Raw genomic sequence first — 14143 nt, 5'->3', positions numbered from 1 at the left:
CACGGTCCCGCGCGCTCGCTCTGCTACGCCTCCTCGTCTCCCGTGCCTCCCGCACCCGGCAGCCGGTCGCGGATCTCGTCCATGACCGTCGAGTCGGTCAACGTGGTCACGTCACCGAGCCGCCGGTTCTCGGCGACGTCCCGCAGCAGCCGCCGCATGATCTTCCCGGAGCGGGTCTTGGGCAGCTCGGCGACGACCAGGATCTGCCGCGGCCGGGCGATCGGCCCGATCTCCTTGGCGACGTGGGCACGCAACTCGGTGGACACGTCCTCCGCCTGGGGCGTACCGGCGTCGCCGCGCAGGATGACGAAGGCGACCACGCCCTGCCCGGTCGTCGGGTCGGTGGCGCCCACCACGGCCGCCTCGGCGACCATCGGATGCGAGACCAGGGCCGATTCGACCTCCGTGGTGGAGATGCGGTGGCCGGAGACGTTCATGACGTCGTCGACCCGCCCCAGCAGCCAGATGTCGCCGTCCTCGTCCTTCTTCGCGCCGTCCCCGGCGAAGTACATGCCGGGGAAACGGGACCAGTACGTGTCCCGGTAGCGCTGCTCGTCGCCCCAGATGGTGCGCAGCATCGCCGGCCACGGCTCGGTCAGCACCAGATAGCCGCCGGAGCCGTCGGGCACCGGCTTGCCGGTGTCGTCGACGACGTCGGCCCGGACGCCCGGCAGCGCACGCAGCGCCGAGCCGGGCTTGCAGGTGCTCACCCCGGGCAGCGGGCTGATCATCTGGGCCCCGGTCTCGGTCTGCCACCAGGTGTCCACCACGGGGCACCGGTCCGAGCCGATGTGGTGCCGGTACCAGATCCACGCCTCCGGGTTGATGGGCTCGCCGACGGAGCCCAGCAGCCGCAGCGAGGACAGGTCGAAGCGCTCGGGGTGTTCCCCGCCCCATTTCATGAAGGTGCGGATCGCGGTCGGCGCGCAGTACAGGATCGACACCCGGTACTTCTCGACGATCTCCCACCAGCGCCCCTTGTGCGGGGTGTCGGGCGTCCCCTCGTACATCACGGAGGTGACACCGTTGGCGAGCGGCCCGTAGACGATGTACGAGTGGCCGGTGACCCAGCCGATGTCCGCGGCCGTCCAGAAGACGTCCCGCTCCGGCTTGACGTCGAACACCGCCCAGTGCGACCACGCCACCTGCGTCAGATAGCCGCCGGTGGTGTGCAGGATGCCCTTGGGGCGGGCCGTCGTACCGGAGGTGTACATGATGTACAGCGGGTGTTCGCTGTCGAACGCCTCGGCCTCGTGCTCGGCCGGCTGCCCTGCCACCAGGTCGTGCCACCACACGTCCCGGCCGTCGGTCCAGTCGACCTCCTGCCCGGTGCGCCGCACCACCAGCACGCTGCGCACGTCCGGGCACTCGCGCAGCGCCTCGTCGACGGCCGGTTTCAGCGCCGAGGGGCTGCCCCGGCGGTAGCCGCCGTCCGCGGTGATCACCACATGGGCGTCGCAGTCCAGGATCCGGCCGCGCAGCGCCTCGGCCGAGAAGCCGCCGAAGACCACGGTGTGCGGGGCGCCGATGCGGGCGCACGCCAGCATCGCCACCACCGTCTCCGGGATCATCGGCATGTAGATGGCCACCCGGTCGCCGGTGTGGACGCCGAGTGACACCAGGGCGTTGGCCGCCCGGCAGACCTCGTCCTTCAGATCGGCGTAGGTGAGGGTGCGGGTGTCTCCCGGCTCGCCCTCCCAGTGGAAGGCGACCCGGTCGCCGTTGCCCGCGGCCACGTGCCGGTCCAGGCAGTTGTGGGCCGCGTTCAGGCGCCCGCCGGTGAACCAGCGGGCGAAGGGTGCTCGGCTCCAGTCGAGCACCTGGTCCCAGGGCCGTGCCCAGTCCAGCCGAGCCGCCTGGGCGGCCCAGAAGGACTGGCTGTCGGCGTCGGCCCGCTCGTAGTCCGCCGCGGTGGCGTTCGCCGTGGCGGCCAGCTCCGGTGGCGGCGGGAACCGCCGCTCCTCCCGCAGCAGGTTCGAGAGTGTTTCGCCGCCGGTCTCGGTCATGCCCGCGCCCCGGCCACCGGTCCGCCCCGGTGCAGGTGCAGGCGCGTGGCGACGTTCGGGAAGACCGGTACGACCGGGCGTTCCGAGGTGGAGTTGGTGACACCGGCGAAGGACGCGTACCAGGCGCACACGGCCGTCACCAGACCGAGCCAGCCGCCCGCCTTGACCGTGGTCTCCGACTGGGCGAAGTCGGCGACGCACAGCACGATGAAGGTCGCCGACAGGGTCACGAAGACCGCCAGGATCGCTCCGGTCGTACGGAGCGCGGCGACCGTCATGTACACCGTGAAGATCGACCACACCAGCAGGAACAGGCCGCTCGCCTGATGCGCGGTGGCGGCGGGCAGCCCCGGGGCCACGAACTTGGCGAAGGCGGCGTACGACAGCCAGAAGGCACCGTACGAGCAGAACGCGGTCGCGCCGAAGGTGTTGCCCTTGCGGAACTCCCACATGCCGGCCAGGAGTTGGGCCAGTCCTCCGTAGAAGAGAGCGAGGGGGAGCACGACGGCGACGAGCTTCTTGTCGGTGATCAGATTGGCGTTGAAGGTGCTCAGGACGAAGGTCGTGGCCGCGAAGGCGGCGAGTCCGAGCGGACCGGGGTCGGCGATGTTGCCGGCCGGAGTGGATGTTGGCGTGCTCATGAGTGGCAGCCTCCTGTCTCCGAGGGCACAAAGGTGCAAATGGACCCTAGGCGCCCCAAGTACCCGAACGAAGCCATGCCAGTCCAGGCGTCGGCGAACGGTCGCGACGGTGCGCCGAGCGGCCGTCCCGGCACGACGAACGGCGGCCTCTCCGGTGCGCCGAGCGGCGGTGTCTCCGGCCTGTCGAGCGGCGGTCTTCCAGTGCGCCGAGCGGCGGTGTCTCCGGCCCGTCGGGTGGCGGTGTCTCCGGCCCGTCGGGCGGCGCCGGTCGGCGCGTCGGGGGGTGCCTGTCCGGCCTGTCGGGTGGCGGTGTCTCGGCTGGATCGGCGAGAGCGTCATCGAGGAGGCGCAGCGGGCGGTGGAGGAGCAGGAGCGGGCGGGCGAGTGGGGGCCGATGCGGCGCCGGGCCCGGTGAGCCGCCCCCGGGCGCCGCGCTCCGGTGCTGAGCCGCACCGGCCGGTCCCGGGTCGGTAGCGGCGCCGATCCGGGGTACCCGGCACACCGTTCACGAGCGGACGACCACCAGCGTCGAGGAAAGGGAGGCACTGTCATGGGCAAGGTCAAGGAAGCGGTCGAGGTCGCCGTCCCGGTCCACACCGCGTACAACCAGTGGACCCAGTTCCAGGAGTTCCCGAAGTTCATGGAGGGCGTCGAGGAGGTCACGCAGCTCGACGACACCCACAACCACTGGACCACCAAGATCGGTGGCGTGCGCCGGGAGTTCGACACCGAGATCGTGGATCAGCTGCCCGACGAGAGGATCGCCTGGCGCACCGTCGGCGGCGACACCAAGCAGATGGGCATGGTGCACTTCCAGAGCCTCGACGACATGCACACGCGCGTGGAGATCGTCATGGAGGTCGACGCGAGCGGGGCCGCCGAGAAGGCCGCCGACGCGCTGGGCATGGTGGACCGGCGGGTCAAGGGCGACATGAAGCGGTTCAAGGAGTACATCGAGGAGCGCGGCGGCGAGACCGGGTCCTGGCGCGGCCGGGTCACCCCGGGATGAGAGCGGCACGCGACACGGAGCCCGTCGGCCGGGGCCGGGACCCCGCCGACGGGCTCCGTGCCGTCACCGGCCGTCGGGTCACGACGGTCAGCGACGCATCTTCACCTTGTGGACCGCGGCCACGCCGAGACCGGCGAGGGCGATCTGGATGAGCCATTCGATCCAGTCGACACCCTTGGTGTCGGCGACGCCGAGGCCGGCGGCGATGCCGGTCCCGATGAACGCCGCGACGATGCCGACGAGGATCGTCCACAGCATGCCGATCCGCTGGCGGCCGGGCACGACCAGGTGGCCCAGGACGCCGAGCACGATGCCGATGACGATCGCGCTGATCACACCTGAGATTTCCATGAGCGGTCCGTCACCCCTCACTAGTAGATGACGTTCGCTTGCCCGTTCGAACCGTGGTCACTCCGCGGCCGGGCCTCCGTCCGTTTCGACGGCCGCGCCCGGGTACCCGGCAGGCGTGGACGACCCCAGGCTCTCGCTGCGCGAACGATTCATCCTCAAGGAGATCGAACGCAGGCTGCGACGCGACCCGCGACTGAGGCTCCGTATGCGGGCCGGGCGCCCGATCCGCCCGTTCTGGCTGCCGCTGGCGGTGACCCTGCTCGGCGCCGCCTCCCTCTTCCTCCTGGTCGTCGGCATCCGCACCTCGGCTCCCGGGGTCATCTGGGCCTTCGCCGCACTGTGGCCGCTGACCCTGCTCCAGGGCTTCCGGCTGCTGTGCCGCTGGACGGAGCCCGAACCGACGCCGCCGCTGCCGCTGGGCTGAGACGCGGAGCGTGGGCCGGCGCTTCGGCGGGCCCGCCCGGGGAACCCGGCGGTCATGAACACGGACGCAGCCGAGCAGCGGTCGTACTGGATCGACACGGAGCCCCCGCGCGACCCCCACCCTCCTCTGGACCGGGACACCACCGTCGACGTCGCCGTGATCGGCGCGGGCATCGCGGGCCTCAGCACGGCCTGGGAACTGGCCCGCAGCGGCCGCAGCGTGGCGCTCCTGGAGGCCGACCGGATCGCCTCCGGAGTCACCGGCCACACCACCGCCAAAGTGAGCGTGCTGCACACCCTCGTCTACGAGCGGCTGCGCCGCACCCGGGGCGAGGAGGCGGCGAAGCTGTACGCGCAGTCCCAGACCGAGGCCGTCCGCCACGCCGCCGACACGGCCCGCGAACTCGGCATCGACTGCGACTGGGAGGACACGGCGGCCTACACCTATACCGAGGACCGGTCGCGCGTCGGCGAGCTGAAGGCCGAGGCGGAGGCCGCCCGGGCGGCGGGGCTGCCCGCCGACTTCGTCACCGAGACGGATCTGCCGTTCCCGGTCGCGGGCGCGGTCCGGGTGACCGGCCAGGCCCAGTTCCACCCCCGCAAGTACCTCCTCGGCCTTGCCGACGACCTGCGGCGGCAGGGCGTGTCGATCTACGAGGGGACCCGTGTCGTCGGTCTCAAGGAGGGCGAGCCCTGCCGTGTGACCACCGAGGGCCGGCGTCACCCTGAGCGCCGACGACGTCGTGGTCGCCACGCACTACCCGATCTTCGATCGGGCCATGCTCTTCACCCGGCTCTCCCCGCGCCGCGAACTGGTCTGGGCCGCCCCCGTCCCGGCCGACCTGGACCCGCACGGCATGTTCATCACCCCGGAGCAGGGCACCCGCTCGGTGCGCACCGCCCCGTACGCCGACGGACAGCGGCTGCTGATCGTCACCGGTGAGCACTTCGCCCCCGGCACCGCCGACGTCGAGGAGCGCTTCGGCCGGCTCGCCGGCTGGGCCGTGGAACGCTTCGGGCCACTCGACTTCACCCACCGCTGGGCCACGCAGGACAACGACTCCACCGACTCCGTGCCCCTCGTCGGACCGCTGCCCACGGGGGGCCGCCACACCTACGTGGCCACCGGCTTCGGCGGCTGGGGCATGAGCGGCGGCATCATGGCCGGCCGGCTGCTCAACGACCTGATCACGGGCCGGAGTTCACCGTGGAGCGGGCTCTACGACCCCCGCCGGCTGGGCACCGTCGTCCGTGAGGCGCCCGCCTTCCTCCGCCACCAGGCGAATGTGGCCCGGCACTTCGTCGGCGACCGGCTGCCCTCGCTGTCGGGCAGCGGCTCGGTGGACGACATCGCGCCCGGGGACGGCGCGGTCGTCCTGGCCGGCGGACACCACTGCGCGGTCCACCGCGACGAGTCCGGCGAGCTGCACGCCGTCGCCGCCCGCTGTACGCACCTGGGCTGCCTGGTCGCCTTCAACCGTGCCGAACGGGCCTGGGAGTGCCCCTGCCACGGCTCCCGCTTCGACACCGACGGCAACGTCGTCCAAGGGCCGGCGACGAGGCCGCTGGAGCGGCGGGAGGTCTGACGCCGGCAGACACCGGCCCGGGGGCGCCTGCCGCAGGCGACCCCGGGCCGGTGTCACACGTGCCGGTGGTCGATGCCGAGCAGGCTCGCCGCCGCCCGGAAGTCGGCGGCGCGGCGGCCGACCGCCAACGACCAGTGGTGGCCGACCCCCGTGGCACTCCACGCGTCCACCCACTCGCCGGGGTCGCGCCCGAAGTCGACGCGGCTGGAGGTGTTGCCGATCTCCAGGAGGGGACCGGGGACGACCGTGCCCTCGGAGGTGACGAACGACAGGCTCCCGTCGGCGTCCTGGCCGAGGCCGAGCAGGGTCACCGGGCCGTGCCGGACGTCGAACTCCACGCTGACGCCCCAGCCCCGCTTGCCGTGATAGACGCCGAGCCCGCGCAGCAGCGGATCGCGGGCGCTCACGGCGAGGTGGGCAGGCCCGTCGTGCCCCATCTCCACCACGCCGTCCTCGAAGTTCAGCGCCTGGATCTCGGTGAAGGACCCGCCCGCGCCCACGCTCTGCGAGGCCAACTGCGCGACGCTGGTGCGCAGTTCGTACTCGCCCGCCGTCGGCACGCCCCGGGCGGTGAGCAGAGAGGCACCCAGGATCATGCCGGCGCCGAGCCGCTCGTGCAGTTCGCCGTCCAGGCCCCGGTGGTAGTAGGCGAGGGAGTCCAGGCCGAAGTCCGCGACCAGCCGGTCCAGCGCCACGGACACGGTCGCGCCCCACGCGAAGTCCTCGTCCACCACGCTGTCGTCGAGTGTGAAGATGCGGCGGGCCAGCTCCATGCGCTCCCGGGTCTCCGCCTCGCTCACCCGCTCCACCCGGTGACGCAGGTCGTCGAACTCCAGCACCTCCACGTGCGAGCCGAACGTCGCGGGCAGCAGCGTCAGATCGGTCGACACGTCCAGCATGCCGGGATACAGGTGCCCCATCAGACCGTGCCGGGCGTGCCGCAGCGCGGCGCGGACGTGCGCGGCCCTGATCCACCGCTCGATGCGCCGCCAGGCGGACTCCTGCCGCAGCCAGCCCGACACCGACCGGAACGGGATGCGGGCCCGGCGGAAGACGTTGCCGACCTCGGGCACCGAGCACTGGGCGCAGTAGGCCAGCCAGGCACCCGTGTCGAAGCGGGGGTGGTCCATCCGCTCGGTCGGCTGCAGGTCGATCACCAGGACGGGCGTGTGCGAGCGGCGGGCGATCGGCAGCACCATCGACGACGTCAGATACGTCGTCAGGAACAGCACGATCAGATCGCAGTCCGTGCGCCGCAGCCGCTCGGCCGCGGTGGCACCCTCCTCGGCGTCGGAGACGAAGCCGGCGTCGATCACCTCCGCGTCCATCCCCCGCAGCCGCTCGGCGACGTAGCGGGCCGACTCCCGCAACTGCGGCAGCAGATCGGGGAACTGCGGCCAGTAGGTGCCGAGTCCGCCCGCCACCAGGCCGATGCGCGGCCGTCGGCGGGTCACCGGGGGGAGCAGATCGCGCAAGTCGGCGGCGCGGTCCTCGCTCGCGGTCGGGGTGTCGGTCGTTGCCATGGTCGGTGCTCCTTGTGAGTCCGCGCTCCGGGTGGGGTCGGCTGCGGTGTTCAGGCCCCGGCCACGCCCAGATCCGCTCGTGCGGGCACCGCCTTCGGGGTGCGGCGGACGAGGACCCGGACGATGTACACGCCCGCGACCGCCGACGCCGCCATGCACAGGGTGATCGACCAGAGCAGAAGGGAGGCGCTGTACTCCATGAGGGCCGGCGTGACGAACGCGACGCCCGCGAAGACACCCCGCGACAGCGCGTAGGTCAGGCCTTGGGTGGTGCCCCTGGTGTCCGGGGGGAGGGTCAGCTGCGACCACACCTTGTAACTCGCCTCGCCCGCGAAGGGGTTGGAGATCTGGTAGAGCACGAAGAAGACGAGCATGCCGGCCAGGGCGCCGGCCGTCAGCGAGGCGACGCAGAAGGCGAGGATCTGCGCGAGCGTGAACACGTAGAACAGCCGGTCGCGCCACGGGGTGTCGGCGAGGCGCACGAACACGAAGGTCAGCACCAGCGCGATCGGCAGGAAGGCCAGGTTGATCCCGGTGGCCAGGCTCTGCGAGGCGCCGCTCACCGTGACCAGCAGATAGGTGCCGAACTGGCCGAAGGTGTTGGCGCCGATGCCCCAGGTGACGTAGTAGGCGAAGGTGGCGGCCATCGGCAGCAGGGCGGCACGGTTCCACACGTTCTTCAGCGCGGTGCCCCGTGGCGCCTCCAACACGGCCGCCTCCTGCGCGACTTCGGCGTCGGAGGGCTCGTCGGCCAGCTCCAGCCGGGAGCGCAACTGCCAGGTGACCAGCGCCGCGACGGCCAGATGGCCGGTGATGCAGCGCGCCCCGGTCATGCCGGTGTCCGACAGCAGATAGCCGAGGAAGATGACGACGACGATGCCGGCCACCCACATGACCTGCGTGAAGGACACCAGGCGGGCCCGGCCGTCGGCGGGTGCGGCGTCCGAGACGACGGCCAGCGAGGTCGGCAGATCCGCGCCGGCCGCCAGACCCGCCACGAGCACGCCGACGAAGAGCACGACGTCGTTGGGAGCGAGAGTGATGACGACCGCGCCCAGCGCGAAGCAGAAGATGTCCCAGTTGTAGACGCGGCGGCGGCCGAACATGTCGGCGAGTCGGCCGCCGACGAGGGAACCGACCGCGATGCAGCCGGTGACGATGGCGCTGATCGCGCCCGCCATCCACACGCCCATGTGGTAACTGTCGCGGTAGATGGCCAGATTGACGGCGATGCTGACGATCAGCGCGGCATCGAGGTAGGAGGCCATGCCCGACAGGGCGGCGACCTTCCACAGGTGCCTGGGGAGGGGCGGTTGTCCGGCGTGCGCGGGGGAGTTCGTGGCTGAGGCCATGATGCGACTCCGTCGTCTGGGGAATGGCCGAGCGGAGGGGAACGTCGCGACTCCGCGGCCGGGTGGGCCGGGAGGCCGAGTCACAGTGACTGTAGGATCCGAAAAACGTTCCAACAAGACGTGGCGCACGTAATAGCTGCGAAAGAGGGAACCGAGGGCCCCTGAGGTCGCCACGCTGGTGGGTTCCCTGCCGGTGTTCTACCGTGAATCGCGTATAAAACGTTTTTGATCCGTGAGAGCGTCCGAGCCGCCGCCGGAAGGACCGCATCCGTGATCTCGCCCGCCCTGCAGCACCTGTTCGACGTCCCGCCCCGCGACTTCGGCCCGACACCGCTGTGGTGGTGGTCGGGCGCGAAGGTCACACGGGAACGCCTCGCCTGGCAGATGCGCCGGTTCGCCGAGGGCGGCGTCCACAACCTCGTGGTCATCAACCTGGCCCCCGCCGGGCCCGGTTTCGGCGCCCCGGCCGACGATCCGCCGTGGTTCGGCGACGAGTGGTGGGCCCGCTTCACCGATGCCTGCGCCCTCGCCCGGCAGTCCGGCATGCGCCTGTGGTTCTACGACCAGATCGGGTTCTCCGGCGCCAACGTCCAGGGCGGAGTGACCCGTCTGCACCCTGAGGCGGCCGGCCTGGCGCTGCGCCGTCGGTGGACGACCGTCTCCAACGGCACGGTGGCGTTGGGCGCTTCGGAGATCCTGGTGGGCGCCTACGCCACCGACGGCCGGCGCCTGACCGGCAACGGCTCCGGCACCGGCACCGGGCGGATCGCGGCCCCCGACGGCAGCCCGGTCGACGTCGTCACCGCCGTCCCCACGGCCTTCGACTACCTCGACCCTGACACCGTGGGCCTGCTCATGGACGCCGTCCACCACGCGTTCGACCGCCGCGTCCCTGAGTACCTGGGCAATGTCGTCGCGGGCAGCTTCCAGGACGAACTGCCCGCCACCAACTCCTGGAGCACCCGCTTTCCCAAGGAGTTCCTCGCCCGCCGCGGCTACGACCTCCTCGACCACCTGCCCGCCCTCTTCGGCGCCCCCGCGCCCGGCGACCCGCGGTCCGCGAAGATCCGCGCCGACTACTACGCCGTCCGTGCCGAACTCGCCGAGGAGGCGCTGTTCAAGCCGCTCGCCGCCTGGCACGAGGAACGCGGCATGCTCCTGGGCTGCGACCAGAGCCACCCCGCCCGCTCCGGCTACCCGGCCCAGTCCACCCAGATCTACACCGACTACTTCCGCACCCACCGCTGGTGCAGCGCCGCCGGCAGCGACCACCACGGCGACTCCAAGGTGCACTCCTCCATGGCCCACCTGTACGGCCACGAACGGGTGTGGATCGAGGCGTTCCACTCCTCCGGCTGGGGCGGCACCCTGGAGGACACCTACGACTGGCTGCTGCCGTTCCTGCGCAGCGGCGCCAACCTGTACAACCCGCACGCCAGTTACTTCGGCACCGCGGGCGGCTGGTTCGAGTGGGCGCCGCCCTCCACCGACTGGCGCCAGCCGTACTGGCGGCAGTACCCGGCCTTCTCCCGCGCCGTCGCCCGGATCTGCTCGATCATGTCCTGGGGCGCCTACAGCGCCGACGTCGCCGTCCTGCACCCCACCGCCACCATGCAGGCCCTCATCCCCCTGGACGCACCCGTCCGCCACTTCGGCGACGGCCGCCTCGGCGACGGCCACGCCGACGTCGACGAGACCCAGCGGCACTACCTGGAGCTGTGCGGCACGAACAACTGGCTGCGCCCCCGCATCGGTTCCCTCGACCGCCACGGCATCTCCTTCGACGTCATCGACGACGCCTCGGTCCAGCGCGGCACGGCTGCCGAAGGTGCCTTGCGTGTCGGGGAGTCGGCCTACAGCGCGGTGCTGCTGCCGTCGGCGACGGTCCTGGAGGAGGGCACGGCACGCCGGCTGACCGAACTGCTCGACGCGGGCGGCCGGGTGGTCGCCGTGGGCCGCCTCCCCGAGGCCGCCGCCGGACTCGCCGGCGACGACTCGGCCGTAGCGGCCCTGAGCGCGCATCCGGGGCTGCTGCGGGTGCCGGACGCCGAGGCGGGCGCGGTGGCCGTGGCGGACGCCGCCGGCCACGCGACGGCCGACGTGCCCCTGCTCGTCCGGCGGCAGGGCGCGCAGGCGGTCGCCCTGGTGACGGCGGCCTTCCCCGACGCCCGGGCCCACCCGCCCAAGGGCGACCACACCATCGACCCGGCGCGTTACGCCCCCACCAGGACCGTCACCGTCCGCGCACCGGTCGCCGAGGCCGAGATCTGGAACCCCGCGACCGGCATCCGGCAGCCCGCCCACGTCACCGTCTCCCCGGACGCGTCGGCCATCGAGGTACCGCTGGACGGCGCCCCTGCCGCCCTCGTCGTGTGGCGCGAGGGCGACCCCGACCCGGTGGCCGGCGGTGCGGCACGCGGGCGCGAGCCGGCCCGGACGGTCGACCTCTCGACCGGTTGGCAGGGGAGCCTGGTCCCCACCCTGGACAACACCTGGGGCGACCTCGCGCTCCCGGCCGGCTCAGCCGTCGACGAGCCGCAGATCTGGACCATGGACTGGACGGAGGACGACACCGGCTGGGGCCGGACGCGGGCGACCTACGGCAACCGGGTCCGCCATCTGCCCCCGGTACCCGCCGACCGGGCCCCCGAGCCGCTGGACCGCGCCTCCGTCATCCGCGTCCTGACGGGCGAACTGCCGCTCGTGGCGCCCGCGGAGAGGTGGGCGGTGTCACTGTTCTCGTCGAGCCGCGGCATCCCCGACCCGGACGGTCTGCTCGGCAACAAGGGCCTTGTGCCGGAGGAGTTCGTACGGGTTCCCGTGCCCGGCGCCGGAACCGTCGCCCGCGTCAGGACCATCGTCGAGACCGACCACCGCGGGCCCGCCGACCTCGGCGTCGGCGCGGCGGCGGCCAAACGCGTGTGGTGGAACGGCGAACCGCTGGAAACCGGGGACGGCTATCTGGCCTCCGCCCGCGTGGACGTGGACCGGCGATGCAACGTCCTGGAGTACGAACTGTCCGACGCCGAGGACCGCCCCGCCCAGATCTCCGCCAAGGCCCATGCCCCGCTGGGCAGTTACTTCTGCCTCTCCCACCCGGAAACCTTCGGGCCGCGCCCGCAGTTCATGTGCCTGCCCGACGGCGTGCGGCCGGACGGCGGCGTGACCTACCGGGGGCGGCTGTCCGTCGACGGCGGCGGGACGCGGGCGGTGCTGGTGGTGGGGGCCGCGGCGGGTGTCACCGTGCTGCTCGACGGGGTCGTTGTGGCCCGGCAGGAGAAGGTGGAGTACTACGAGTCCGACTGGGGCGCGGTGCCGATGTTCTTCCGGCACGAACTGACCCCGGCGGTGGGTGACCACGTCCTGGACGTCGTGGTGGACGGTGCCCGAGCGCGGGACGCGGTGTTCGTCGACCTGGTGGCCGGCACGGCCTCGCTGGTCAGCGGCGCCGGGTGGGAGGCCCGGACGGGGGCGTGGAGCGGGCGTACCGTGGAACACATGGGTCGGTGGGGGGAGTTGCGGCACTGTCGTGCCGCGGTACGGCCGCATCCGCTGCCCGACGCCGACTGGCTCGACGGAACCCCCGTTCTCGGGACGGCCGTACTGCCCCTGCGCTGCACCGACGACCTTCGCGAGACGGCACAGCGTTTCCGCTTCACCGTGCCGCCGGGCACCGTCACGCTGGACCTGCCGCTGGCCCTGTCCGCCCGGGTGAGGGTCGGCGGAGGTCCCGAACAGGTTTTCACCGGACCGGAGTTGACGCTGGACCGGCCCTTGGCCGAGGCCGCCGACGTCGAGGTGGTCACCGCACCCACGGCCGTGCTGCGCGGCGGCGGCGCATGGCGCGGGCCGGTACGGGTGCGCACCGTGCCCGCACCGCTCCCCCTGGGGGACTGGCGGTCGCTGGGCCTCGGCGGGTGGAGCGGCGGCGTGACCTACGCCCGCGAACTGGAGGTACCCGCCGGGGCGGACCCGGTACTGGATCTGGGGCGGGTGCGCGGCAGCGTCGAGGTGGCGGTCGACGGCGAACCCGTCGGGGAGGCGTTCTGCCCGCCGTACCGCTTCGAGCTGCGCGGCGCCGCCGGCCGCACGATCAGGATCGAGGTGACCGTGCGCAACACCCTCGCCCCGTATCTCGCCGAAGCCACCCCGACCGCCTGGGCGTTCCCCTCCCAGCTGGCGTCGGGACTCCTGGGGCCGGTGACGCTGACGATTCCCGGCTCAGCTGGCGGAGGCTGACAGGGTGGAGTCCCGCAGGACCAGCCCCGGCGCGAACACCCGTGCCTCGTGGGCGTGTTCGGTCCCCGCCTCCACCTCGTCGAGCAGCATCTCCACGGCCGCCCTGCCCAACTCCTCGACCGGCTGGCGCACCGTCGTCAGGGTCGTCCCCACGAAACTCGCGATGTCGAGGTCGCCGTACCCGACCACCTGCACGTCCTCGGGAACCTTCACCCCCCGCTCGGCCAGCCCGCGGCACAGCCCGGCGGCGAGGAAGTCGTTGGTGCAGAACACCGCGTCGGGCAGCTCGTCGAGGCCGCGGGCGATCTCCAGGCCGTATCCGACGGTCATCTCCTCGGCCACCACCTGACCCAGCCGTGCCCCGCGCCGGCTGCGCACGGCCTGCCGGGCACCCTGGAAGCGGTCGGCGCACTGCCGTATCGACCGCTCGCCGTTGACGACGAGGAGGTCACGCGCCCCGCACTCCAGCAGATGCCGGACGGCGATACGGCCGCCGGCGATGTCGTCGACGGAGACGGAACAGCCGTCCTGGGCGGGCATCGCCCGGTCCGCCAGCACCAGCGGGATGCCCCGCTCGCGCAACCGGGTCAGCCGGGTGGGATCGGCGCTCAGCGGCACCACCACGACACCGACGGCCCGCTGCTCGGCGAGCATGGTGAAGTAGCCCTGCTCCCGTTCCGGCGCGTCCCCGCTGTGGCACAGCACGAGGGAATAGCCGTGGTCGTAGGCGGCGTCGGCGGCGCCTCTGGCGATGCGAGCGTAGAAGGAGTTGGTGACGTCCGGCAGGACCAGGCCGATCGAGGACGAGTGGCCCGTGCGCAGGCCGGCCGCGCCGGGGTGGGGAACGTAGTCGAGTGCCGCGACGGCGTCGCGCACCCGCTCCGCGGTGCGGGCGTTGACGCGCTCGGGGCGGTTGAGGACGTTCGACACCGTCGACACCGAGACCCCGGCGGCGGCCGCGACGTCCTGGATTCGGGCGGGGCTAACCGGAATGGCGTCCACCCCCTCGCTGT

At 72.4% G+C, this 14143-nt stretch carries 10 protein-coding genes and 1 pseudogene; 5 read left to right on the top strand and 6 right to left on the bottom strand.

Features of this window, described 5'->3' with window-relative positions; genetic code table 11:
- Positions 1–23: 23 nt before the first annotated feature.
- Together acs and LN251_RS33750 are read right to left on the bottom strand one after the other, a co-directional pair.
- Entirely contained in the window at positions 24–2006 is a 1983-nt protein-coding gene (acs, locus tag LN251_RS33755; protein ID WP_458247944.1) for an acetate--CoA ligase, read from the bottom strand.
- Positions 2003–2647 (bottom strand): acetate uptake transporter, encoded by a 645-nt coding sequence (locus tag LN251_RS33750; RefSeq protein ID WP_249839278.1) that lies wholly within the window; start codon positions 2645–2647, stop codon positions 2003–2005. The genes acs and LN251_RS33750 overlap by 4 nt, the downstream gene beginning before the upstream one ends.
- Positions 2648–2930: 283 nt before the next feature.
- On the opposite strand from LN251_RS33750, the gene LN251_RS33745 reads away from it, so the two are divergent.
- Both LN251_RS33745 and LN251_RS33740 read left to right on the top strand, forming a co-directional pair.
- The gene (locus tag LN251_RS33745; protein ID WP_458247943.1) at positions 2931–3062 is read left to right on the top strand and encodes a hypothetical protein; all 132 of its coding nucleotides are present in this window, start codon (positions 2931–2933) and stop codon (positions 3060–3062) included.
- A gap of 135 nt (positions 3063–3197) precedes the next feature.
- Entirely contained in the window at positions 3198–3656 is a 459-nt protein-coding gene (locus tag LN251_RS33740; protein ID WP_458247942.1) for an SRPBCC family protein, read from the top strand.
- Between the two features lie 87 nt (positions 3657–3743).
- On the opposite strand, the gene LN251_RS33735 is transcribed toward LN251_RS33740, so the two are convergent.
- The gene (locus LN251_RS33735; RefSeq protein ID WP_458247941.1) at positions 3744–4007 is read right to left on the bottom strand and encodes a GlsB/YeaQ/YmgE family stress response membrane protein; all 264 of its coding nucleotides are present in this window, start codon (positions 4005–4007) and stop codon (positions 3744–3746) included.
- A gap of 115 nt (positions 4008–4122) precedes the next feature.
- On the opposite strand from LN251_RS33735, the gene LN251_RS33730 reads away from it, so the two are divergent.
- Positions 4123–4431 (top strand): DUF3040 domain-containing protein, encoded by a 309-nt coding sequence (locus tag LN251_RS33730; RefSeq protein ID WP_458247940.1) that lies wholly within the window; start codon positions 4123–4125, stop codon positions 4429–4431.
- A gap of 54 nt (positions 4432–4485) precedes the next feature.
- A pseudogene (locus LN251_RS33725) lies at positions 4486–6016 on the top strand (FAD-dependent oxidoreductase).
- Positions 6017–6069: 53 nt separating this feature from the next.
- On the opposite strand, the gene LN251_RS33720 reads toward LN251_RS33725, so the two are convergent.
- The gene (locus tag LN251_RS33720; RefSeq protein ID WP_458247939.1) at positions 6070–7539 is read right to left on the bottom strand and encodes an arabinose isomerase; all 1470 of its coding nucleotides are present in this window, start codon (positions 7537–7539) and stop codon (positions 6070–6072) included.
- A gap of 50 nt (positions 7540–7589) precedes the next feature.
- On the bottom strand, positions 7590–8891 hold the full coding sequence (locus LN251_RS33715) for an MFS transporter (RefSeq protein WP_458247938.1): 1302 nt from the start codon (positions 8889–8891) through the stop codon (positions 7590–7592).
- Positions 8892–9161: 270 nt separating this feature from the next.
- On the opposite strand from LN251_RS33715, the gene LN251_RS33710 reads away from it, so the two are divergent.
- Positions 9162–13130, top strand: a complete 3969-nt coding sequence (locus LN251_RS33710; protein ID WP_458247937.1) for a glycosyl hydrolase — start codon at positions 9162–9164, stop codon at positions 13128–13130.
- On the opposite strand, the gene LN251_RS33705 is transcribed toward LN251_RS33710, so the two are convergent.
- On the bottom strand, positions 13113–14132 hold the full coding sequence (locus tag LN251_RS33705; protein WP_458247936.1) for a LacI family DNA-binding transcriptional regulator: 1020 nt from the start codon (positions 14130–14132) through the stop codon (positions 13113–13115). The genes LN251_RS33710 and LN251_RS33705 overlap by 18 nt on opposite strands.
- Positions 14133–14143: the final 11 nt, after the last annotated feature.

Source organism: Streptomyces sp. MAI_2237, from assembly GCF_054189285.1.
This window is presented reverse-complemented; position numbering and strand designations above follow the sequence as displayed.

What these genes read in the sequence shown, in the direction of transcription:
- LN251_RS33720 (WP_458247939.1), bottom strand. Translation starts at nt 7,539, where the DNA reads ATGGCAACGACCGACACCCCGACCGCGAGCGAGGACCGCGCCGCCGAC.
- acs (WP_458247944.1), bottom strand. Translation starts at nt 2,006, where the DNA reads ATGACCGAGACCGGCGGCGAAACACTCTCGAACCTGCTGCGGGAGGAG.
- LN251_RS33750 (WP_249839278.1), bottom strand. Translation starts at nt 2,647, where the DNA reads ATGAGCACGCCAACATCCACTCCGGCCGGCAACATCGCCGACCCCGGT.
- LN251_RS33735 (WP_458247941.1), bottom strand. Translation starts at nt 4,007, where the DNA reads ATGGAAATCTCAGGTGTGATCAGCGCGATCGTCATCGGCATCGTGCTC.
- LN251_RS33740 (WP_458247942.1), top strand. Translation starts at nt 3,198, where the DNA reads ATGGGCAAGGTCAAGGAAGCGGTCGAGGTCGCCGTCCCGGTCCACACC.
- LN251_RS33715 (WP_458247938.1), bottom strand. Translation starts at nt 8,891, where the DNA reads ATGGCCTCAGCCACGAACTCCCCCGCGCACGCCGGACAACCGCCCCTC.